Source organism: Rathayibacter rhapontici (assembly GCF_001995175.1).
Classification (GTDB): domain Bacteria; phylum Actinomycetota; class Actinomycetes; order Actinomycetales; family Microbacteriaceae; genus Rathayibacter.
Genome location: NZ_MUKN01000013.1, coordinates 15847 through 37236, shown reverse-complemented (window position 1 = coordinate 37236; position 21390 = coordinate 15847). Strand labels below are relative to the sequence as shown.

Below are 21390 nucleotides of genomic sequence, written 5' to 3'. Positions count from 1 at the left end.
ACCCGGCCTGCAGAGCCCGGATCGCGCCGACTCGCGCGACGACGCCCCCGCGAGTGGAACCGACGCGGGCCCCATCCGACCCGCCGGGCCCGGATCGCGTCCACTCGTGCAGCAACGCACCCGCGAGGGGACTCGGAACGGGCCCGATCCGACCCGCAGAGACCGACGAGCGACCAGTCGCCACCCGCGCGAGCATCGCCGTCACCACTCCCCCTTTCCTCACCCCGCGATTGGTCCTACAGTCGGTCGTGACAAATCGTTTTGTCGCATGGCAGTGCGGAGCGACTCCTCGCCGTGGGCTCCTCGATCCGGAGGCGCTCCCTCCGCACGCCGCACCCCCAGAACACGAGAGCGAGCACCGATGCCCGGCCCCTTCCAGTACGACGTCACGACCTGGCCCGTCGGCGACCCCACCCGCGACGTCGGCGAGGTGCTGAACAGCATCCTCGACGACGTCCGGAGCCGGCAGACCGCCACCGACGAGCGGCAGGGCGGCAGGCCCGGCGCCGTGATCCACCTCCCGCCGGGCGACTACCCGCTCCGCACGCAGGTCGTCATCGACATCAGCTACCTGCGCATCCAGGGCTCCGGCCACGGCTTCACGTCCTCCAGCATCCGCTTCAACGTGCCCGAGGAGGAGTGGCCGGACCTGCACGAGCTGTGGCCGGGCGGCAGCCGCATCCAGGTGCTGCTGGAGGGAGGCGCCACGCAGGAGGAGGGCGCCGCGTTCCTCGTCCGCCGCGAGGGCAGCCCGCGGATCAGCTCGGTCGAGTTCGTCGACTTCTGCCTCGACGGCATGCACTTCGAGGCCGACGGCACCGACGTCCACCCCGAGAACACGTACGTGAACGGCCGCACGGGCATCCTGGTCACGAGCGCCAACGACTCCTTCCGCGTCACCGGGATGGGCTTCGTCTACCTCGAGCACGCGCTCACGATCCACCACGCCGACGCGCTCTCGATCCACGACAACTTCCTCGCCGAGAGCGGCAGCTGCATCGAGCTCCTCGGCTGGGGCCAGGCGTCGAAGATCACCGACAACCTGCTCGGCGCCGGCCCGCACGGGCACTCGATCCGCGCCGAGAACCACGGCGGGCTGCTGATCACCGCGAACAACGTGTTCCCCCGCGGCGCGAGCAGCGTGCACCTGAGCGGAGTGACGCGCTCGAGCGTCGTCGCCAACCGCCTGCACTCCTTCTACCCCGGCATGGTGCTGCTCGACGAGGGCAGCTCCGAGAACCTCGTCGCCTCCAACCACCTGCTGCGCGACCACGAGCCGTGGACGCCGTTCCTCGGCATCGACAACGGCCGCGACGACGACTTCGGCCTCGTCCGGATCGACGGCAGCGACAACTCCGTGCTCGCGAACCACGTCTCGGAGGTGGTGGACGCCCGGAAGGTGCGCCCCGAGGGATCCGCGCCGGTGATCGTCCGCCTGGTCGGCGGCACCGGCAACCAGGTCTCGGGCAACCACACCGTCGGCAAGGACGTCCGCGCCGCCTCGGGCGGATCCGCCTTCGAGGCGCAGGTCGACGCGCTGCTCTCGACGACGACCTCGGCGCGGCTCGCAGTCGTGGCGGTGCAGGTCGACGCCGCGTCCGCCGGCAACACGATCCTCGACTCCGGCACCGAGGACGAGGTCGTCGCCGACCGCTCGGTCAACGCGGTGCGCACGACTCCGTCGATCCCGGGCTGACCCGGTCGCAGCCCGCACGACGAACGGCCCGCCCCTCGTCGGGGCGAGCCGTCCGTCGATGCTCAGACCCGGGCTCCCGCGGCCTCGATCCGCACCTCGTCCGCGGGCGTCTCGGGCGACTCCGTGCCGAGCTCGCCCTCGATCACCTCGACGACCGCCACGAGCCGGCCGTCGCCGCCGACGGTCTGGGTGTAGGTGCCCCAGCCCTTCCCGTGCGACCAGAACGTCGAGAAGTCGCCCTCGACGACCGGAGCGAACCGCACGCGTCCGCGTCCGAGATCGGCTGTGAAGCCGGAGTAGGCGGTGAGCAGCGCCCAGCTCGCCAGGGACCTGCTGTAGTGGTGGCCGGCCTCGTTCTCGCTCCAGGGGTTCCGGAGCACGCCGTCCTGGCGGGCGCGCACCTCGGTCACGATCGCCACGGCGTCCTCGACGAGGCCCTCGTAGACGAGCGACGCGGCGACCTGGTACTCGACACCGGTCCACACCTCGTCGCTGTAGCCGAACGGGAACCGCGGGCGCCCGCCGTCGGGCCAACTGCACAGCACCAGTCCGGCCTCGTCGTTCAGTGCGTAGACGCGCTGGACGGTGCCGACCGTCCTCATCTCGTCGCGCAGGTTGTGACGGACGATCGCGGACAGCGCCGAGCGGACCCGCTCCGCCGGCAGGACGTGACCCAGGCCGGTCACGGACGCGAGGAACTGCCCCAGGAGCTGGTCCGAGTGGCAGCCCCGGCCGAACTGGTAGCGGTGGGCGTCCGGATCCGCGAGGTCCTGCACGTAGAACGAGCCGTTCCAGCACAGGGCGTCGAGAGCGGCGCTCGAGCGCGCGGCCTTCTCGGCGTAGTCGGCCGACGCCTCGGACTCGGCCAGGCCGTCCGCCATGTCCGACATCGCCCGCAGCGCCGCGACCATGAGCGTGCCCATCATCCCGTTGGCACCGTAGAACTCGATGTCGTAGGTGTTGCTCTGCTGGGAGTCGGGCACCAGGTCGCCGTCGGTGTCCCAGGTGGTGATCGCGTACTCCATCGCGAGGACGAGCGACGGCCAGATCTCGCGCAGGTAGTCGTCGTCCCCGGTCAGCCGCCATTCGCGGCAGGCGCGCACGACGGCGCCCAGCTGCCCGTCCGCGGCCGGCACCATCTTCCAGCGCTCCTCGCCGAGCGACTGCCGGGAGCGGAAGGGGACGGCTCCGTGCTCGTCGATCTCGAGGAGGAACTCCATCCGGCGCATCGAGACCTCGAGCCGCGGGAAGAGGAACGCGAGGCCCTGAGCGTAGTTCCAGACGTGGTTCACGTTGCCGAGGCCGCATCCGACGTCGTTGCGGATCCCCTCCCAGCCGTAGAAGTTCCCGTCCTCCAGCCAGAAGCAGGTGTGGCTCCGGATGACCGTGATGTTGGTGGCGACGGCCTCCAGCACCACGTCGGGCACCGACGAGGAGTACAGCGAGCGGGTGAACGCGCGCGAACGGGCGTCGAGCGAGTCGAGCCGGCCGAGCAGATCGGCGAGCGCCGCCCAGGCATCCTCGTAGACGAGGGCGTAGTGGTTGCGGATCGTCGGGTAGCCGCCGGCCGCGTGCCGCTCGAGGTCCGCGTCGACCTCGACCCAGCCCTTCGGCCGGTGCGGGACGTGCCAGGTGAAGGCGAACTCGAACGTCTCGGTGCCGCCGGCTCCGAGGAGCTTGGGCACGGCGATCGAGCCGATCTTCTCGCGCAGGCGGAGGTAGCTGAAGTCGTAGAAGTGGTCGAGCTCCGAGCCGGGCGCGTCGACGGAGTGGAAGAAGTCGAGGGCGCCGTCGTCGGTGAAGTCGTCCCAGAAGTCCTGGGCGTTGTCGGTCCACTGCCCCTGCAGCCACTCCGGGCGGTAGTTCGCGTCGGGCTCCGTGGTCGCGAAGGCCATGGTGCCGAACTGCTCCGTGCCGGGGGCGTCGTCGGACGTGTAGAAGAGCCCCGTCAGCTCCTCCTCCTCGCGCAGCACGTTCGAGGGGGTGCCCGAGAGCTTCAGGTTGCCGAAGACGTCGTAGCCGCCGAAGCCGAGCGCGTTCGTCAGCGAGCCGACGACCGAGACGTCGAGCGACTCCTCCGTCAGATTGGTGACGTGGTAGCGCAGGACCGCTCCCGGGATCCCCGAATCGAGCTCGTCGCCCGGGACGAAGGGCGTGAACGCCTCGAGCACGACCGTCACGGGGAGATCCGGCGAGGTCAGCTCCACGAACACCGAGGGGTAGAGCGACCACATCCGCGAGGTCCTGAAGCGGGGCAGCCCGGCGAGCTCGCCGTTGAAGTAGCCGTGCGACTTGGCGTGCGGGCCGGCGATCTCGGACTCGAGGACGGCCGTCCTCACCTCCCCGCTCAGCGTCCGGGTGCGGATCGCGAAGAAGGTGAACGGCATGTACTGGCCCTTCCCGGGCCAGTTGAAGATCTCCCAGTCGCGGAACTCGCCGCGGGCGCCGATCGAGACGTTGCCCGTGCCGATCCCGCCGAGCAGGAACGCGGCCTCCGAGGCCGTGCCCGGGTAGTGGCGGACGCGCTCCTGGGCGGCGCCGGTCCAGTCGTCGTGGTCGTTCATCGAGGGGGACTCCTTCGTCGGTGACAGGTGAGAGGTGGGGGTGGTGAGGAGGGTCATTCGTTGAGCCCCGATCGCGTGAAGCCCTGGACGATCCAGCGCTGGCCGACGAGGAACACGACGAGGACGGGGAGGAGGGCGACGGTCACGGCCGCCATCACGAGGCTGCTGCCCTGCCCGAAGGGCGGGCGCAGCGACTGGATCCCGACGGGGAGCGTCATCGTCTCGGTGCTGTTGAGGAAGATCAGCGGAGAGAAGTAGTCGTTCCAGGACAGGATGAAGACGATCAGCGCGAGCGAGGCGATCGCCGGCTTCGCGAGGGGCAGCGCGACCTGGAAGAAGGCCCGCGCCCTGCTCGCTCCGTCGAGCATCGCCGCTTCCAGCAGCGCATCCGGGGTGCCCCGGAAGAACTGCCGCATCAGGAAGATCCCGAACGCGCCGGCGATACCCGGAGCGAAGGCCCCCAGCAGTGCCGGCAGGATCAGCGACCAGAGCGAGTTGAGGAGCCCGAGCTGCTGCATGATCGCGTAGAGCGGGACGATGGTCACCTGGATGGGGATCATCAGGGACAGCAGCAGCAGGGCGAACAGCGGCTCGCGGAACCGGAACTCGAACTTCGCGAAGGCGTAGCCCGCCAGCGCACTGGTCACGACGATCCCCGCCGTCGACAGGATCGAGACCACGAGCGAGTTCTGCAGGAACGTCAGGACCGGGTACTCCTGCGAGGCCAGCCGGGCGTAGTTCGAGAAGTCGACCGTCGCGGGCAGCCACTGGGGCGGCACCGTGACCGAATCGCTCACCGGTCGCAGCGAGGTCGAGACCATGAAGAGGAACGGCAGCAGCATCGCCAGCCCGCCCAGGACCAGGACCGCGGTCGGGAGGGCGTCACCCAGACGCCGCAGCCGGGACCGGCCGTCGCGCCTACTCATAGTGCACCCACCGTCGCGAGACGCGGAACTGCACCAGCGTGACGAGGGAGACGATCACGAGGAGCGTCACGGAGACCGCGGACGCGTAGCCGAAGTCGAACGACTTGAAGGCCTTCTCGTAGATGTACATCACCACGCTGCGGCTCGCGTCGCCCGGGCCGCCGTCGGTGAGGACCACGATCGACTCGAACACCTTCACCGCGCCGATCAGGTAGAGCGTGAGCACGAAGAACAGCTGCGGCGAGAGCAGCGGGACGGTGATGGACCGGAACCGGCGCCATCCTCCCGCCCCGTCGATCGCGGCCGCCTGGTAGTAGACGGCCGGGATCCCCTGGAGGCCGGCCAGCAGGATGATCGTCGCGAGTCCGACGTTCTTCCAGACGTCCAGGATCACGACCGACGGGATCGCCCACTCCGGACTCGACAGCCAGGGCACCGGGTCGACGCCCACGAGCCCGAGGTAGTAGTTGATGATGCCGAAGTCGGTCTGGAAGAAGAACTGCCAGATGATGGCGACGAACACCAGCCCGACCAGCGAGGGGAAGAAGAACGCCGCTCTCGCGAACGCGCTGACGAACCGGTTGAGCACCTGGTGCAGCCCGACCGCCAGGACGAGCGCGAGCCCCACGTTCAGCGGGGTCGCCAGCAGCGTGAAGACGGCGGTGTTCAGATAGACGTGCGCCAGCCGCGAGTCGCTGAGCATGGCGGTGTAGTTCTCGAGGCCGACGAAGCGCGGCGAGTCGAACAGGTCGTACTCCGTGAAGCTGTAGACGATCGTCAGCAGCAGCGGGAGCAGGATGAAGACGAGGAATCCGAGCGTCGCCGGTGCGACGAAGACCCACGCCGTGCGGTTGACCGGTCGTCGCCGACGGGCGACGGCCGCCCGTGGTCTCGCGACGTCGAGCACGCCGGCCGTCATTCGATCGCCGCCTCGATCTCGTCCTGGGCCTGCTGCAGCCCGTCCTCCGGCTCGAGCTGGCCGGTCACGATCTGCGACATGTAGCGCATCGTCACCGACTCGAGGGTGTCGAACCACGGCGGGGCCGGTACGGCCTTGGCGTCGTCCGGAGCCGTCTCGAGGAACGCGAGGGCGTCGTCGGCGGCCTTGTCGCCGGTCGGGGTCGCCGTTCCGGGGAAGATCGGGATCTGCTGCCCGATGTCGCTGATCGAGGTGATCGTCTCGGGGTCCATGAGGGCCTCGATCGCCTTCCACGCGGCGTCCTTGTTCTCGGACTTCGCGCTGATCGCCCAGCCGGATCCTCCGACGACCGTGGTGTGGGAGGTCATCTTCGGCCAGGGCAGGGCGACGTAGCTGTCGAAGCCGCTCGAGGACCACGCGGGGATCGGCCAGCGGCCCGCGGCGATCATCCCGAACTTGCCGGCCGAGAACTGCGAGTACACGTCGATGTTGGTCGGATCCGGCGACACTTCGTGGGTCTGCACCAGGTCCCGGATGAACGTGACCGACTCCACGACGGCGGGATCGGTCAGGGTGGGTGCCGACAGGTCGTCGCTCACGAGCGAGGCGCCGTTGCTCGAGAGCCACGGCTGCATCTGGAAGAAGCCCCACGGCAGGCCGAAGCCCTTGACGTCGTCCCCGTTCAGCGCCTGCGCGGTCGCGAGGAAGTCGTCCCACGTCCAGTCCGGGTCGGGCAGCGGCACCCCCTTCTCGGCGAAGAGGTCGGTGTTCGCGTAGATCACCATCGTCTGGTAGCCGTTGGGGATCTCGTAGAGCTTCCCGTCGACGGTGTACGCGTCCTTCAGGACCTCGGGCACGGAGTCGAGGCGCTCGGCGAGCTCGCTCTCCGAGAGGTACTCGTCCAGCGGAGTGAGCAGGCCCTTGTCCTCGGAGAGGCGGGTGCCCTCCATCGCCATGTTCAGCAGGTCCGGGGAGTTGCCCGATGCCACCTGGGTGGCGAGCTTCGAGACGTAGTCGCCCCAGGCGTTCACCGGGACGACGTTGTCCTCGACGGTGACGCCGTTCGCGGCGCCGAACTCGGTGAAGACGCTGTCGTAGACCTTCGCCTCGTCGGCGCTGCCCCAGTTGTAGACGGTGAGGGCGTCGGAGGAGGATCCGGAGCCGGCGCAGCCGGCGAGGAGGAGGACCGAGGCGAAGGCCGTGGCGAGGGTGGCTGCTCGACGGCGTCGGCGACCGGTGCGGACATCGTCGTCTCGCGAAGTGCTCATGAGGGTCTCGTTTCTGAGGGAGAGGGTGGACGGAGGATCAGGAGGCGCCGCAGCTGCGGCGGTGGTGGAACTCGGGGGCCACGCGGACGGAGCGGGTCGGCAGCTCGGGATGCGCGATCCGGTCGAAGAGGAGGCGGGCCGCGGTGCGCCCGATCTCGTCCGTCGGCTGCGCGGCGACGGTGACGGGCGTCTCGAAGAGGGCGAACCCGGGCATGTCGTCGAAGCCGACGACCGCGACGTCGCCGGGCACGGCCAGGCCGGCGTCGCGGAGGGCGCCGAGGACGCTGGTGAGCATGATCGCGTTCGCGCAGAGGACCGCCGTGGGCCGCTCGTCCGCGGCCAGCATCATCTCGACGACGTGCTCGCCCACGGTGTCGAGTGCGTGCTGCACGCCGACCGTCGACTTCAGCCGGCTCTCGACGATGAGGAGCGAGCTGCCGGGCACCGTCTCGAGCGCGGCCTCGATGGTCTCGAGCCGCTCGCGGCTCGGAGTCGCGATGGTGGTGCCGACGACGGCGGCGAACCGCCGGTGCCCGTGCGCCACGAGATCCTGGACGAGGAGCTCGGCGGCGGCCCGGTTGTCGAGCAGCACGCTGTCGACCGGATCGCCGTCGAAGCGCCGGTCGAGCGTGACGACGGGGATCCCGGCGCGGATCAGGGGCGCGAGGACGGAGGCGTCCTCGATGGCCGGAGCGACGATCACTCCGGCGACCTGCTCCTCGACCAGGAGATCGAAGTAGAAGCGCTCCCGGGCGAGGTCCTCGTCGCTGTTGCAGACGAGCACCGCGCAGCCGTTGGCCGCGGCGGCCGCCTCGATCGACCGGGCGGCCGAGGCGAAGAACGGGTACTCGACGTCCGAGACGATCAGGCCGATGCTGTCCGACCGCCGCCGGCGGAGGGTCCTGGCCGCCCGATTGGAGCGGTAGTGCAGCTCCTGGGCCGCCGCCAGGACCTTCTCGGCCCGCTCCTCGCTCACGTATCCCGAGCCGGCGAGCACGCGGGAGACGGTCGCCGTCGAGACTCCGGCGAGGCGCGCGATCTGTCCGTAGGTCATGATTCAGGCCTCCTCATCGAGGGCTGTCGGACTGTCCGCACCACCGTTCGGAGGTGCGGGCCGAGGCGATGTAACGCATTACATGCCGATCGACGCGGGAGGGTCCCACGAGTCCCTCCGCGCGTCAAGGGCGGATCCGCAGCGCCCTACAGCGGCTGCCGGTCGGCCTGCGCGGGCAGGGGCGGGAAGGGCGCCGCGGGGGTGCTCTGGTACCAGTAGGCGGTCGTGCAGATGTCGTCGGTCCGCTCGAAGAGGCGGGTGCCGTCGTGCCCGATCTGCTGCAGGGTGGCGCAGAGCTCCTGCGAGAAGTGGATCGGATCGAGCAGGTGCCAGCGGTAGAGGCCGTGCGTCGTCGGCATCGAGGTCGCGTACGGCGAGCGCCGTGACGTGTCGTTCGTCTGCCGCTGCGGGTAGCCGAAGTAGGGCGCGCTGTAGGTGAAGACCTCGGGCTCGACCTCGTTCGTCAGGCGGTCCTGGAACGCCCAGGCGCCGCCGGCGTAGTCCTCGAGTCCGGTTCCGCAGATCGTGGGCAGGTCGTCGTCGCCGTCGAGGTAGAACTTCACCTCTCCCTCGCCCCACCAGTAGCGGCCGAGCGCGGTGAGCGCGACGTACGTGCCGACGTAGGTGCCGGCTCCGCGGATCCCGTCGACGATGACGTGGTCCTCGCCCTTCTGGGGCGACCGGGTCCGCCGCCACTGGGCGTGCAGGTAGCCGACGTCCTCCGCCAGGTCGTCGCCGAGCGTGTAGTCGATCTGGAAGAACACCGCCTCGATGCCGCCGGCGTGCTGGCTCTCGAGGGTGAGCCGCGCGTGCGAGCGGAACGGCATCGCGAAGTAGCTGTTCATCCCTCCGGTCGGCGCCACGACGATCGGAGCCGACGTGACGACGCTGCGGGCGCCGAAGCCGTTGCAGAAGAAGTCGCCGAGCGGCACCTCGATCGCGGGCTCGTCGGAGTCGTCCCAGTAGGCGCGCAGCACGAGGTCGCGCAGGACGAACGGGGCCTCGGGGGTGCTGTCGGGCACGGTGATCCAGATGTGCCGGATCACTCCGGGGCCGTCGATGTCGGCGAGGGTCAGCGTGCCGCCGGAGCGGAGCGGGAGGAAGGCGCGGCCCTTGCGGCCGGGGCCGAGCGCGGAGGACTCGTGGCCGCCGGCGCCGCGGGCACCGGTCGGGTTCTCGGCGGTGATCGCGCGGCTCTGCACGGCTGCGGTGCGGAGGTAGGAGGGCAGGTCGGACATGGGTCGTGCCTTTCGTCGGAGAGGGATCGCGACGGGGGTCGCGGAGGGTCGCGGAGGAGGATCCGGGCGCGGCGGAGGAACCGGGCGCCCGGAGGAGGGAGCGCGCCGCGAGGGGCGCGCAGGGCTCAGATCGAGCGGCGCAGCACGGGCGGGCAGTCGACCTTCTCGACGCCCCGCTCCGTCTCCCCGCGCTCGATGCGCGACAGCAGCGTCCGCACTCCGCGCACGCCGATCTCGTAGTGCGGGAGGGCGATGGTGGTCAGTCCCGGGCGCAGGTGCGCCGAGATGACCTCCTGGTCGTCGAAGCCGATGACGGCGAGGTCCTCGGGGATCCGCAGCCCGCGCTCCTTCGCCGCCTCGTAGACGCCCATCGCGGTCCGGTCGTTGTAGCAGAAGACCGCCGTGGGGCGATCGGCCCGGTCGAGGATGTCCGACGCGGCCAGGAAGCCGGCCTCCTGGAACCCGCCGGTCCGCTCCGGGTAGATGTCGACGACCGAGTCCTCGTCCTCCGGGATCCCCTCCACGCCGAGCGCCGTCCGGAACCCGGCGAGGCGACCCACGGTCGACGGGGCGTCCTCGGTGGAGTTGATGAAGACGATCCGCCGGTGCCCGCGGTCCAGGAGCAGTCGAGTGGCGAGGTAGCCGCCCTGCACCTCGTCCGGCACGATCGAGGAGTCGGTCGGGTCGCTCGAGAAGCAGTTGACGAAGACGGTCGGCAGCGTGCGCAGCCGCGCGGTCGGCTCCACCTCGCGGTGGTACCAGGTGGAGTAGAGGATCCCGACGGCCTGGTGGTCGGCCATCATGTCGATCGCATTCTCGACCGCGTCGGGCCGGTCGCCCGTGTCGGCGACGAGCAGCACGTAGCCGTTGCGCCACGCCTCCTCCTGCGCCCCGCGGAGGATCTGGCCGGCGAACGGCAGGGTCGCGATCGAGTCGGCGACCATGCCGATGAAGCGCGACTGCCCGCTGACCAGGCTCTGCGCGAGGACGTTGGGCCGGTAGCCGAGCTCGGCGACCGCCTTCAGCACCCGCGAGCGGGTCTTCTCGCCGATCCGGTCGCGCTTCTTGCCGTTGACGACGAGCGAGACGGTGGCGACGGAGACCTCGGCGAGGTCGGCGACGTCCTTCATGGTGACCGCGCGGGGGGCTCCTGCACCCGGCGCGTCGGTCGTCATGATGCTCCACCCGCCCCGGCGCGGGCCTGTCCGCCGCCGTCCTTCATGCTAGTCATCGCTATCCCTTGCTCGCCCCGGCCTCGAGCCCGTAGATCATGGCTCGGTTCAGGATCAGGAAGACGAGCAGCAGCGGCGTGACCGTCACGCAGACCGCCGCGAAGGTCGCCGTCCAGTCGACGTTGCCCATCGCCCCGATGTAGTTCTGCAGCCCCAGCGGGATCGTCTTCAGTCCGTCGCTGAGCACGAACGTGTTCGCGAAGATGAAGTCGTTCCAGATGAAGATGCTGTTCACCAGCACCACGCTGACGATCGTGTTGGTCGACAGGGGCAGCGTGATCCCGAGGAAGATCCGGTACGGCCCCGCCCCGTCGATCGACGCCGCCTCGTACATCTCGCGCGGGATGTACTCGAAGAACGAGCTGAAGAGGTAGACCGACAGCGGGAACGCGAATCCGGCGAGCGGGATGATCATCGAGAGGTAGGTGTCGAGCGCCCCGACCGCCGAGTAGTCGACGAAGAGCGGGACGAGCGCGATCTGCACCGGCACGATGATGCCGAGCAGGAACAGCCCCCGGACGACACCGCTGAAGCGGAACCCGAGCACCTGCAGCGCGTAGGCGGCCATCATCCCGAGGATCACGATCAGCACGTTCGCGCCGAGGGTGACGATCAGGCTGTTGAGGATGTTCAGCCCGAGGTTGCCGAGGCTGAAGGCGCGGACGTAGTTGTCGAAGGTGATCGAGCTCGGGAGGGCGAACGGGTTGCCCGTGACGAAGTCCTCCTCCGTCCGCAGGCTGGTGAGGAACAGCCAGGCGAGCGGGTACACCTGCACGATCACGATGACCGTGACGAGGACCGCCGTGAGGACCTTGAAGCGGTCCGGGCGTCGGCGGCGGGGCCGCGGGAGGGGGCGGGTGCGCGGGGCGGAGCGGACCGCAGTGGCCGTGCCGGTCATGCGTCGGCCTTTCTTCTCAGGAGGAGGTAGATGAGGCCCACGGCGAGGAGGCACTCCACGACGATGAACACGGAGATCGCGCTCGCATAGCCGAAGTCGGTGCCGACGAAGGCCTTCTTGTACATGTAGGTGGTGAGCAGCTCCGAGGCCTGCCCGGGCCCGCCGTTGGTCAGCAGGAACGGGATGTCGAAGCCGCGCAGGCTGTAGGTCGCGGCCATGATCGTGGTCGTGATCCACACGGGGCGGATGTAGGGGAAGCGGATCTTCGAGAAGACCGTCCACCGGGACGCGCCGTCCAGGCGGGCCGCCTCCTCGAGCTCCTGCGGCACCGCGATGAGCGCGGCGTAGAGGATCACGACGTAGAGGCCCGTGAAGCGCCAGCCCTCGGGGATCGAGACCGCCGCGAGGACGGTGTTCACGTCCGAGAGCCAGGGCCGCGCCAGCGAGCCGAGCCCGACGAACTCGAGGAGCTGGTTGAGCAGCCCCTCGGGCGAGGTCGAGTAGATCCGCTGGAACAGGAAGGCGATGGCGACGGTCGAGATGACCGCCGGCAGCAGGTAGAGGGTCTTCACGAGCTCGCGCCCGCGGGTCAGGGCCGTCAGCAGGCTCGCGACCAGGAGGCCGCCGCCGAGCTGGAGGACGAGGCAGATCACGAGGTAGCCGAGGCTGTTGCCCAGCGCGGTCCAGAACACGTCGTCGCCGGTCAGCATGCGGACGTAGTTGCCGAGGCCGATGAACTCGGGCGAGCTGATCCCGTCCCAGCTGAAGAGGCTGAGGAAGAGGGACTGCACGATCGGCAGGAGCACGGCGATGCCGTACACGAGGAGGGGCGGGAGGAGGAACACCGCGACGGAGAGCCGCGAGCGACTGGGGAGCATGTCGTCACCTTTCGGGCGGGGGCCGGTGGGCCCCCGCCCCGATGGGGAGGATCAGCCGAAGAACTTCGGCGCGTTCTCGGCGATGGTGGAGTCGACGGTGTCGGTGAACTCCTGCGGGGTCGCGTTGCCCTGGATCAGGAGCACGAGCTCCTGCTGCAGACGCGTGTTCGAGGCGGGATCGAGCTGCGTGTCCCACGGCATGGCGAGCGCCGAGCCGAGGTCGTCGGCCTGGTCGAGCGCCTTCTGGTAGAGCGGAGTGGCGTTCGCCGGGAGGGTGGTCTCCACATCCGTCGTCGGCGACAGCGCACCGGTGGCGGCGTACAGCGCGGGGTACTTCTCGAGGGCGAACTTCAGGAAGTCGCGCACCAGCGGGTCGTACGTCTTGGCGTTGACCGCCATGCCGATGCCCGAGCTCACGACGTACTCGTTCGGCTCCGTGGCGGAGTCGGCGACGGTCGGCAGGGTGAAGAAGTCGACGTCGTCGCGCACCCCTTCGTCGAGGGCGTCGGTGGCGAGGTTGCCCAGCTCCCAGGTGCCGATGTTGTACATCGCGGCGGTGCCGGAGGTGAAGGTCGACTGCGCGTCCGAGTACCCCGTCGACGAGAAGCCCTCGTCGAAGCAGCCGGCCGCGCCGAGGTCCGAGAGCCACTGGACGGCCTTCGTGCCGACCTCGTCGCTCAGCGAGGTCTCCCCCGTCTTCACGCCCTGGACGTAGTCCGGGCCGGCGAGGCGGAAGGGCTGGAACGCCATGTACCGCTCGAGCGGCCACTGGTCCTGCCCGTCGAGGGCGATCGGAGTGATGCCGGCCTCGCGGAGCTGCGTGCACAGCGCCGGGAAGTCGTCGAGCGACGTCGGGATGCTCGCCCCGGCCTCCTCGAAGAGGGCCTTGTTGTACCAGAAGTACTCGAGCTGGAACTCGAACGGGATCATCCGGAGCGAGCCGTCGTCGAAGCGCTGGTAGTCGAGCGCATTGGGGCGGTAGCTGTCGTACAGCCCGAGGTCCTTGAGCAGTGCCTCGGCGTCCATCATCCGGCCCTGGTCGGCCAGCTTCTTCGCGTACGGGGTGGCATCCGTGTCGAACAGCTCGGGGAGCTTGTTCGCCGCGGCGAGCGTCTCGTACTTCTGCACGTAGGAGGGACGGTCGGGGGTGGTGATCAGGTTGAGCGCGAAGCCCGGGTGGTCGGCCGCGTACTCGTCGGCGAGGTCCTCCATGATCGAGATGGTCGGTCCGTCGATCGGACGCGAGAGCAGCCACGAGATCTCGCGGGGGACGACGTCGCCGGAGGGGTCGACGTCGGAGGGGTCGCTGCCGCCGGCGGCGGTGGCGCAGCCTGCCAGCAGGACCGCCGAGAGGGCGATCGCTGCGGCGGAATGGATTCGCTTCATCGGGTTTCCATTTCTGTGGGGGAGGGTGGGTGTCAGGTCGTCCTGCGGCGGAGTCGGAGGTCGCGGAACACGACCTCCCCCTCCCCCGCGAAGAGTCCGATCCGGCCGGTGGGCCGGTCGTAGATCCGCGCGCTGAGTGCGACGGAACGATCGAGGACCGCGACGAGCGCGGAGCCGTCGACGATCAGGTCGAGGCGGTGCTCGCCGGGAGAGAGGTCGGCCGGGCGCTCGAGCTCGACGGCGAAGGGCACGTCGCCCGAGATCTGCCACTGCATCGGACCGGTGAGGCGGCGCGGCCAGCGGTCGAGCACCATGCGGTTCCGCGTGGGCTCGAGGCGCAGGACGTACGACTCGTCGCCGTCGGCGCTGCTGCGCAGGAGGATCCCGCACTCGGTCGTGCCCTCGGCGATGTCGAAGCGGACCGAGGCCGAGAAGACCGGCGGCAGGTCGAAGGCGCCGAGTCGGGCCGCGTAGCCGTCGGGCACCGCGAGGCGGATCTCGTCGCGCGAGTCGACCGCTCCGCTCTCGTCGTGGAGCACGACGGGCAGCTCCTCGTCGAAGGCCGCGAGGACCTCCTCCGGGAGCGTGAACCCCAGGGTGCCGTCGTCGCGCTGCAGGGCCTCGAGCACCGACATCGTGCCGGCCCACTGGTAGGCGCCGTCGTCGCGGGAGTCCTCCTTGGAGGCGATCCAGCCGGCGAAGAACCGCCGCCCGTCGCGCTCGACGCTCTTCGACGCGTAGAACGCCCGGCCGTCGACGGAGTCGTGCAGCGGCACGCGCCAGGGCCCGTCGACCGAGTCCGCGATCCGGTAGCGCGTGGTGAAGTCCTCCGAGAACTCCGACGACACGAGGTACCAGTGGGCACCCCACGGGAAGACGTCCGGGCACTCGTGCGCGATGTACCGGCGGGGGTCCCAGAACGGAGCGACCGGGCGCCAGCTGCGCAGATCGCTCGAGACGAGCTGCGCGATCGTGCCGCGGCGGCGCGAAGGACCGTCGACGTGGCGGGCGGCGAGCAGCATCCGCCACTCCCCCTCGGGCTCCGAGCGGAAGACGAACGGGTCGCGCCAGTCGCCGGGCTCGAACCCCTCGGTCGCGCCGAAGGTGTCCTCCGGGTGCTTCACCCAGGTGCGCATCCCGTCGACGCTCGTCGCGTGCATGACGACCTGCAGCGGAGTGACTCCGTCGGGGCCCAGCCGCCACGGGTTGTGGCCGGTGTAGAAGAGGTGGTCGACGCCGTCGTCGTGGACGACCGAGCCGGTGTACGCGTTGAAGTCGTCCTCATCCGCTCCGCCGTGCGGGAGCGAGACGCCGCGGTCCTCGAAGTGCACGAAGTCCCGGGTCGTCACCAGCGACCACGCGGTGCCGGGCTTGGGATCGTCGCGCAGCTCGTGCAGGTAGAAGAGGTGGAACTCCCCGTCGCGCTCGACGGGGATCACGTCGCCGACCCAGCCGCGGGCGGGCTGGAAGAGCAGGTCGTGGGCGGGGGCGCCGCTGCGGTCGAGGGCGGAGGAGGACTCGGCCTCGCCGGCGGTGCCGATCGTCTCTGTCATGGGGATCACCTTTGATCAAACGCTTGAACAACTAGGACGCTAGCGCGGTCGGCGGAGATGTTCAAGCGTTTGATCAAGAAAGGGCGAGCGCCCCGAGGAGGTGCGCGCACCCTCCGGACCGGCCCGCCCTCCCGATCAGTCGATCGCGCGCGCCTCGACCCGGCCGCCGAGCACGCGGACGCCGGTAGCCGGGGCAATCGGCCCGCCCAGCACTCCGGCGGCCGTCACGGCCTCCAGCACCGGTCCATCCACGGCCACCGCGACCGGGCCGCCCGCATGGGGCGCGGTCCACGGCTCCGAGCCGACCCGCTCGAGCGCGAGCTCGGAGCCGCTCCACACGAGCGCGGACGACGGGGCGATCTCGAGGCGGTCGCCCGGGGTCTCCGGCGTCCAGTCGAGGCGCACGGGGCCGTCCAGCGGGCCCTCGGCCTCGACGATCCGACCGCCCGCCCACGCCGGGTGCGGCAGCAGCACGAGGCGCTCGTCGCGGATCGCGAGCAGGTGCGGGAGGCTCAGCGCGCTGCTCCAGCCGGCCTCGGCGTCGGCGACTCCGCGCATCCAGAACATCAGGCACGGCCGGCGTCCTCGTCCCGGAAGAACGAGGGGGCGTAGTAGGAGTCGCCGAAGCTCAGGCGCCCCCAGTCGCGCGCCTCGAAGCGCCCGTCGGCGTAGTCGCCGATGCCGTAGGCCGCGTAGTGCAGGACGTCGTCGTCCCAGACGGAGCTGATCAGCACGTGCCGGCCGTCGACCTCGACCACCTGCGGGCACTCCCAGAGGGCGCCCGTCCACACCGGCTCGCGCTCGGCGGAGGAGCGGCGCGCGGCGACTCCGTCGTGCTGCCACGAGTCGAGATCACTGGAGGTGTAGGTGATCGCCAGAGCCTCGCCCGCCGCGGTGCCGGCGCCGACGAACATGCGCCAGCCGTCGCCCTCGCGGAGCACGAACGGATCGCGGAACACGACCACGTCGGGGTCGGCGGGCGGCTCGACCAGCACGTCGCCCTTCACCCACTCGTCCCAGCTCTCATCGACCGGCCGGGCGACGCGGACCCGGCCGAGCGCGTAGTCCGCCTCCACGGTCGAGGTGTAGAGGATCCGAGCGCCGTCCTCGGCCACGACGAGGCTGCCCGTCCAGATGCCGCCGTCACCGTCGCCGGGGGCGAGGGCGACGGGGCGGTGCTCCCAGTGCAGGAGGTCGGTGGCGACCGCGTGGCCCCAGTGGCAGTTCGGGGCCCAGACCGTGCTGCCCGGGACGTACTGGTGGAAGAGGTGGTAGCGGCCGTCGTGGAAGGTCAGCCCGTGCGGATCGTTGATCCAGCCGGACTCGGCGGTGAAGTGGATCCGCGGGCGGAGGGCGTCGGCGCGCTCGAGGCCGAGGGAGGAGGTGCTGGTCATATCGTGACAATACGTTTTGGCAAAACGTATTGTCAATCGTGTGCATTCGATGCATGCTGTCGTCGTGCGGTCGCCTCGACAGCGGCCGCCCCTCCCGCCCCCACTGCTTTCGATTGGAGCCGAAGTGATGTCGCTTCGCAGACCTTCCCCCCGACCCGCCCGCCGCCTCCTCGTGGTCGGCGCCGTCGCCCTCACCGCCACCACCGTCCTCGCCGGCTGCGGTGCCGGCGGCGGCACCGGTGCCTCCGGCGACGCCGACACCGTGACCGTCCTCGTCGAGGCCGGCGGCCACGGCGAGCTGCAGCCCATCGCCGACCAGTACACCGAGGAGACCGGCACCTCGATCGAGTTCGTCGAGCTCCCCTACGACGGCCTCTACAACCGCCTCAACAGCGAGTTCTCCTCGGGCAGCGTCTCGTTCGACGTGGCCGCGCTCGACGCGATCTGGCTGCCCGCCTTCGCCGGCGCCGTCACTCCGCTCGACGACCTCTACACCGACGAGGTCACGGCCGACCTGTTCCCCTCGCTCGTCGCCGAGGCGACCGTCGACGGCAGCAAGGTCGGTATGCCGGCCTGGACCAACTCCGAGATCCTCTACTACCGCACCGACCTCTTCGAGGACCCGGCCCAGCAGGAGGCCTTCAAGGCCGAGTACGGCTACGACCTCGTGCCGCCCACCACCTGGGAGCAGTACACCGACGCCGCCGAGTTCTTCACGCAGGACACCGACGGCGACGGCACGCCCGACCTCTACGGCACCGACGTCAAGGGCGCGGTCGAGACGGAGTGGCTCGCCACCCTGTCGCAGACCGGCGAGACCACCATGGTCACCGACACCGACGGCGCCGTCTCGCTCGGCGACGAGAACAGCCGGAAGGCGCTCGACTTCTACACGAGCCTCCTCCCCTACGCCCCTCCCGGAGCCGCGCAGCTCGACTGGGCCGGTGCGCAGAACCTGTTCAACCAGGGCAAGACCGCGATGATGCGCTTCTGGGCGCACGCCTACCGCCAGATCCCCGCCGACGCGGCCGTGGCCGGCAACGTGGGCGTCGCTCCGATGATCGGCGGCGAGGCCGGCCCCGCCGGCGTCCCCGGCGCCTGGTACCTCTCGGTCGCGAAGGCGAGCGAGAAGCAGGAGAAGGCGCTCGAGTTCGTGCAGTACGCCTTCGACAACAACGAGCTCAGCGCCGACACGAGCCTGGGCCTCGCCTCGCGCATCTCGGTGCTCGAGAAGTACTCCACCGTCGAGGGCTACGAGAACTACGGCCCCCTGCTCGAGACGCTCGAGTCGCCCGCCACGCTCCCCCGCCCCGCGGTCGCCGAGTGGCAGCAGATCGTCGACACCGTGCTCGTGCCGATGCTGCAGAAGGCCGTCGAGCCCGGAGCCGACAACCAGGCTCTGCTCGAGGACGCGAAGCAGCAGGTCGAGTCGCTGGTGGCCGAGTGACCTCCGCCACGCAGGTGAGCACCGCGCGCGGCGCCCGGTCGGGGACCTCCCCGGCCGCGCCGGCCCCCGCGCCGCGCCCTCACCGACCGCCGCTTCGCCGCCCTGCTGATGGTGCCGGCCGCCCTGTTCCTCGCCGCCTTCGTCGGCTGGCCGCTGCTGCAGTTCGTCGGCGACTCCTTCTTCGAGATCGACCCGATCGCCGGCAGCCGGGAGTTCGTCGGCCTCGGCAACTACGCCACCGCTTTCGGCTCGCCCGACTTCCTCAACGCCTCGTGGCGCACCCTCGTCTACACGATCGTGGTCGTGACGCTCGAGTTCGTGCTGGGCCTCGGAGTCGCGCTGCTGTTCACGGCGCTGGGCGACGCCTCGCGGGTCTTCCGCACGATCTTCCTGTACCCGCTGATGATCGCTCCGATCGTGGCCGGACTGCTCTGGCGCTTCCTCCTGATCGACAACTTCGGCATCGTCAACGAGGTCCTGAGCCGCGTCGGGATCCTGTCCTCGCCCGGTCAGATCGCGTGGCTGAGCGACCCGTCCATCGCGCTGTTCTCAGTGGCGATCCCGGACATCTGGCTGACCACCTCGTTCGTCACGCTGGTCCTGTTCGCGGGCCTCCAGAACATCCCCGGCGACGTCATCGAGGCCGCGCGCCTGGACGGTGCCCGCTACCCGGCGATCCTCTTCCGCATCGTCATCCCGCTGCTGCGGCCGGTCATCGCGGTCGCGCTGATCCTGCGCGGGATCGATGCCGCTCGGGCGTTCGACGTCATCCTCATCCAGACCAACGGCGGACCGCAGCAGAGCACCGAGACGATGTCGCTGCTGATCTACCGCACCATGATCCGGTTCGGCGATCCGGGACTCGCGAGCGCGATGGGCACGGTGTACCTCGTCGTCATGCTGACCGTCGCCCTCGTCGCGATCCTCACGATCTGGCGACCCGGAGGAGAGAGCACCTCGTGAACGGACTCGAAGCCACCCGCGTCGGCCCCCGCGCGATCATCTGGATCGCGCTCGCCCTCGCCGTCGTCCTCTACGGATTCCCCTTCGTCTACATGCTGCTGACGTCGCTCAAGACGCCGCTCGAGACGATCGCGGTCCCCCCGCGGATCCTGCCCACGCAGTGGACCCTCGACAACTACGTGGCGGCGCTCAGCCGCGACGGAGTCGTCGCCTCCTTCATCAACAGCATCGTGACCGCGGTCCTCAGCACCGCCGTCTCGCTCGTGCTCGCGATCCCCGCCGCCTACGCGGTGACGCGCTTCCGCACGCGGCTCGGCCGGATCTTCATCGTCGGCGCGCTCGTGATGCGGATGGTGCCGCCGATCGTCGTCGGCGCCCCGATGATCTCGATCTTCCGCACGCTCGGCATCGCCGACACCTCGCTCGCCCTGGCGATCGCGCACACCACGATCTCGCTCCCCCTCTCGATCTGGCTCATGTCGAGCTTCTTCGAGGCGGTCCCCGGCGAGCTCGAGGAGGCGGCCAAGATCGACGGAGCGTCGCGGCTCGGCGCCCTGTGGCGCGTCGTGATCCCCGTGACGGCGGGCGGAGTCGCGGTCACCGCGATCTTCGCGTTCCTCGCCTCGTGGAACGAGTTCCTCTTCGCGCTGCTGCTCACCGCGGTGCGCGCGCAGACGACTCCGATCGTGATCGCGAACTTCCAGACGCAGTTCGGGCTCGACTGGGGCGCGATGACGGCTCTGGCCGTCCTCTACTCCCTGCCCGTGATCCTGCTCACGCTCGTGCTGCAGCGGCACATCGTCGCCGGCCTCACCCTGGGCGCGGTCAAGGGATGAGCGGGCGCGCGGCGATAGTCTCGACGTTCGAGCGATGAGGGATGTGGGAGACGTGACCCCTAAGGCAGTCGGCATCCGCGACGTCGCTCGCGAGGCGGGCGTCTCCGTGACCACCGTCTCCCACATCCTCAACGACGTCGAGTCGGCCCGCGCGAGCGACGAGACGCGCGAGCGGGTGCGGGCCACCGCGGCCAGGCTGGGCTACGGCGCCAACCGCATCGCGCGCAGCCTCCGTCGGCAGCGGACCGACATGATCGGCCTGATCAGCGAGGAGATCGCGACCACTCCGCACGCCGGCCGCATCATCCTCGGCGCTCAGGAGGCCGCCCACGCGCACGGCCTCACGCTCGTCCTGATCAACACGATGCGCGACTCCGGCGATCTCGGCGCCCCCATCCGCACCCTGATGGACAACCAGGTCGACGGCATCCTCTTCGCCACGATGTTCCACCGCGAGGTCTCGCTCCCGGAGTCGCTGCACGCGATCCCGTCGGTGCTGATCGACGCGCGCGACACCGAGGGCCGGATCCCGTCGGCCGTGCCCGACGAGCTCGGCGGGGCGCGCGCGGCGGTCACCGAGCTCGTCTCCGCCGGGCACCGCCGCATCGGGTTCCTCACGAACCGCGACGACGTGCCCGCGACCCGGCTCCGCCTCCAGGCGTACCGCGAGGTGCACGCCGAGGCCGGCCTCGAGGTCGACGAGTCGCTGATCGTCGAGGAGGTCTCGGAGAGCCCCGGCGGCTACCGCGCCGGCACCCGGCTCCTCTCGCGCCCCGACCGGCCCACCGCCCTCTTCTGCTACAACGACCGCATGGCGATGGGCGCCTACCGCGCAGCCGCCGAGCTGCACCTCGAGATCCCGCGCGACCTCTCCGTCGTCGGGTTCGACAACCAGGAGATCATCGCCGAGGGCCTCCACCCGCCGCTCACCACGGTCGCCCTGCCGCACTACGAGATGGGCGCCTGGGCGGTCGACACGCTCGTCCGGCTCATCGGCGGATCGGGCGAGGAGCTCCTCCTCGCCTCCCACCCGGTGCTGCTGCCCTGCCCGCTGGTCCCCCGCGACTCCGTGCAGGCACCCGCTTCCTGATCCCGTCGCTCTTCCGCCCCGTCGGGGGCGCCGTTCGGCGCGCCCGCG

18 protein-coding genes are annotated in these 21390 nt (G+C 70.2%); 5 read left to right on the top strand and 13 right to left on the bottom strand.

Features of this window, described 5'->3' with window-relative positions; all coding sequences use genetic code 11:
• The first annotated feature begins 361 nt into the window (after window positions 1-361).
• Window positions 362-1696 (top strand): NosD domain-containing protein, encoded by a 1335-nt coding sequence (locus tag B0T42_RS06070; protein WP_077222358.1) that lies wholly within the window; start codon window positions 362-364, stop codon window positions 1694-1696.
• 62 nt (window positions 1697-1758) lie between these two features.
• On the opposite strand, the gene B0T42_RS06065 is transcribed toward B0T42_RS06070, so the two are convergent.
• The 13 genes from B0T42_RS06065 to B0T42_RS06010 form a co-directional block, all read right to left on the bottom strand.
• Window positions 1759-4260 (bottom strand): GH116 family glycosyl-hydrolase, encoded by a 2502-nt coding sequence (locus tag B0T42_RS06065; RefSeq protein WP_158078053.1) that lies wholly within the window; start codon window positions 4258-4260, stop codon window positions 1759-1761.
• Window positions 4261-4313: 53 nt separating this feature from the next.
• Entirely contained in the window at window positions 4314-5186 is an 873-nt protein-coding gene (locus B0T42_RS06060; RefSeq protein WP_077222356.1) for a carbohydrate ABC transporter permease, read from the bottom strand.
• Window positions 5179-6105: a carbohydrate ABC transporter permease gene (locus B0T42_RS06055; protein WP_077222355.1), complete on the bottom strand. Its 927-nt coding sequence runs from the start codon at window positions 6103-6105 to the stop codon at window positions 5179-5181. The genes B0T42_RS06060 and B0T42_RS06055 overlap by 8 nt, the downstream gene beginning before the upstream one ends.
• On the bottom strand, window positions 6102-7373 hold the full coding sequence (locus B0T42_RS06050) for an ABC transporter substrate-binding protein (protein WP_077222354.1): 1272 nt from the start codon (window positions 7371-7373) through the stop codon (window positions 6102-6104). The genes B0T42_RS06055 and B0T42_RS06050 overlap by 4 nt, the downstream gene beginning before the upstream one ends.
• Window positions 7374-7410: 37 nt before the next feature.
• Window positions 7411-8427, bottom strand: a complete 1017-nt coding sequence (locus B0T42_RS06045; RefSeq protein ID WP_077222353.1) for a LacI family DNA-binding transcriptional regulator — start codon at window positions 8425-8427, stop codon at window positions 7411-7413.
• A gap of 146 nt (window positions 8428-8573) precedes the next feature.
• A complete protein-coding gene (locus tag B0T42_RS06040; RefSeq protein WP_077222352.1) occupies window positions 8574-9665 on the bottom strand; it encodes a glycoside hydrolase family 172 protein in 1092 nt (363 codons plus the stop codon).
• Between the two features lie 125 nt (window positions 9666-9790).
• Complete coding sequence (locus B0T42_RS06035) at window positions 9791-10840, bottom strand: LacI family DNA-binding transcriptional regulator (RefSeq protein WP_077222351.1); 1050 nt, start codon at window positions 10838-10840, stop codon at window positions 9791-9793.
• Between the two features lie 58 nt (window positions 10841-10898).
• A complete protein-coding gene (locus B0T42_RS06030) occupies window positions 10899-11795 on the bottom strand; it encodes a carbohydrate ABC transporter permease (RefSeq protein ID WP_077222350.1) in 897 nt (298 codons plus the stop codon).
• Complete coding sequence (locus B0T42_RS06025; RefSeq protein WP_056868944.1) at window positions 11792-12673, bottom strand: carbohydrate ABC transporter permease; 882 nt, start codon at window positions 12671-12673, stop codon at window positions 11792-11794. The genes B0T42_RS06030 and B0T42_RS06025 overlap by 4 nt, the downstream gene beginning before the upstream one ends.
• Before the next feature lie 51 nt (window positions 12674-12724).
• On the bottom strand, window positions 12725-14059 hold the full coding sequence (locus B0T42_RS06020; RefSeq protein WP_077222349.1) for an ABC transporter substrate-binding protein: 1335 nt from the start codon (window positions 14057-14059) through the stop codon (window positions 12725-12727).
• A 32-nt stretch (window positions 14060-14091) separates the two neighbouring features.
• A complete protein-coding gene (locus B0T42_RS06015; RefSeq protein WP_077222348.1) occupies window positions 14092-15612 on the bottom strand; it encodes a glycoside hydrolase family 32 protein in 1521 nt (506 codons plus the stop codon).
• Between the two features lie 135 nt (window positions 15613-15747).
• Window positions 15748-16179 (bottom strand): hypothetical protein, encoded by a 432-nt coding sequence (locus tag B0T42_RS20620; protein ID WP_201788495.1) that lies wholly within the window; start codon window positions 16177-16179, stop codon window positions 15748-15750.
• Window positions 16179-17006, bottom strand: coding sequence for a glycoside hydrolase family 32 protein (locus B0T42_RS06010; protein WP_201788494.1), 828 nt, complete (start codon window positions 17004-17006; stop codon window positions 16179-16181). Before B0T42_RS06010 ends, B0T42_RS20620 begins: the two co-directional genes overlap by 1 nt.
• A 127-nt stretch (window positions 17007-17133) precedes the next feature.
• On the opposite strand from B0T42_RS06010, the gene B0T42_RS06005 reads away from it, so the two are divergent.
• The 4 genes from B0T42_RS06005 (at window position 17134) to B0T42_RS05990 (ending at window position 21342) form a co-directional block, all read left to right on the top strand.
• Entirely contained in the window at window positions 17134-18453 is a 1320-nt protein-coding gene (locus B0T42_RS06005) for an ABC transporter substrate-binding protein (protein WP_077222347.1), read from the top strand.
• Window positions 18454-18561: 108 nt separating this feature from the next.
• On the top strand, window positions 18562-19416 hold the full coding sequence (locus B0T42_RS06000; protein WP_077222346.1) for a carbohydrate ABC transporter permease: 855 nt from the start codon (window positions 18562-18564) through the stop codon (window positions 19414-19416).
• Window positions 19413-20252, top strand: a complete 840-nt coding sequence (locus tag B0T42_RS05995; RefSeq protein ID WP_056868938.1) for a carbohydrate ABC transporter permease — start codon at window positions 19413-19415, stop codon at window positions 20250-20252. Before B0T42_RS06000 ends, B0T42_RS05995 begins: the two co-directional genes overlap by 4 nt.
• Window positions 20253-20304: 52 nt before the next feature.
• On the top strand, window positions 20305-21342 hold the full coding sequence (locus B0T42_RS05990; RefSeq protein ID WP_173892306.1) for a LacI family DNA-binding transcriptional regulator: 1038 nt from the start codon (window positions 20305-20307) through the stop codon (window positions 21340-21342).
• Window positions 21343-21390 lie beyond the last annotated feature (48 nt).

Bases quoted from the DNA above. Each gene is read 5' to 3' on its own strand.
- B0T42_RS06070 (WP_077222358.1), top strand. From the start codon at position 362: ATGCCCGGCCCCTTCCAGTACGACGTCACGACCTGGCCCGTCGGCGAC.
- B0T42_RS06065 (WP_158078053.1), bottom strand. From the start codon at position 4,260: ATGAACGACCACGACGACTGGACCGGCGCCGCCCAGGAGCGCGTCCGC.
- B0T42_RS06060 (WP_077222356.1), bottom strand. From the start codon at position 5,186: ATGAGTAGGCGCGACGGCCGGTCCCGGCTGCGGCGTCTGGGTGACGCC.
- B0T42_RS06055 (WP_077222355.1), bottom strand. From the start codon at position 6,105: ATGACGGCCGGCGTGCTCGACGTCGCGAGACCACGGGCGGCCGTCGCC.
- B0T42_RS06050 (WP_077222354.1), bottom strand. From the start codon at position 7,373: ATGAGCACTTCGCGAGACGACGATGTCCGCACCGGTCGCCGACGCCGT.
- B0T42_RS06045 (WP_077222353.1), bottom strand. From the start codon at position 8,427: ATGACCTACGGACAGATCGCGCGCCTCGCCGGAGTCTCGACGGCGACC.
- B0T42_RS06040 (WP_077222352.1), bottom strand. From the start codon at position 9,665: ATGTCCGACCTGCCCTCCTACCTCCGCACCGCAGCCGTGCAGAGCCGC.
- B0T42_RS06035 (WP_077222351.1), bottom strand. From the start codon at position 10,840: ATGACGACCGACGCGCCGGGTGCAGGAGCCCCCCGCGCGGTCACCATG.
- B0T42_RS06030 (WP_077222350.1), bottom strand. From the start codon at position 11,795: ATGACCGGCACGGCCACTGCGGTCCGCTCCGCCCCGCGCACCCGCCCC.
- B0T42_RS06025 (WP_056868944.1), bottom strand. From the start codon at position 12,673: ATGCTCCCCAGTCGCTCGCGGCTCTCCGTCGCGGTGTTCCTCCTCCCG.
- B0T42_RS06020 (WP_077222349.1), bottom strand. From the start codon at position 14,059: ATGAAGCGAATCCATTCCGCCGCAGCGATCGCCCTCTCGGCGGTCCTG.
- B0T42_RS06015 (WP_077222348.1), bottom strand. From the start codon at position 15,612: ATGACAGAGACGATCGGCACCGCCGGCGAGGCCGAGTCCTCCTCCGCC.
- B0T42_RS20620 (WP_201788495.1), bottom strand. From the start codon at position 16,179: ATGTTCTGGATGCGCGGAGTCGCCGACGCCGAGGCCGGCTGGAGCAGC.
- B0T42_RS06010 (WP_201788494.1), bottom strand. From the start codon at position 17,006: ATGACCAGCACCTCCTCCCTCGGCCTCGAGCGCGCCGACGCCCTCCGC.
- B0T42_RS06005 (WP_077222347.1), top strand. From the start codon at position 17,134: ATGTCGCTTCGCAGACCTTCCCCCCGACCCGCCCGCCGCCTCCTCGTG.
- B0T42_RS06000 (WP_077222346.1), top strand. From the start codon at position 18,562: ATGGTGCCGGCCGCCCTGTTCCTCGCCGCCTTCGTCGGCTGGCCGCTG.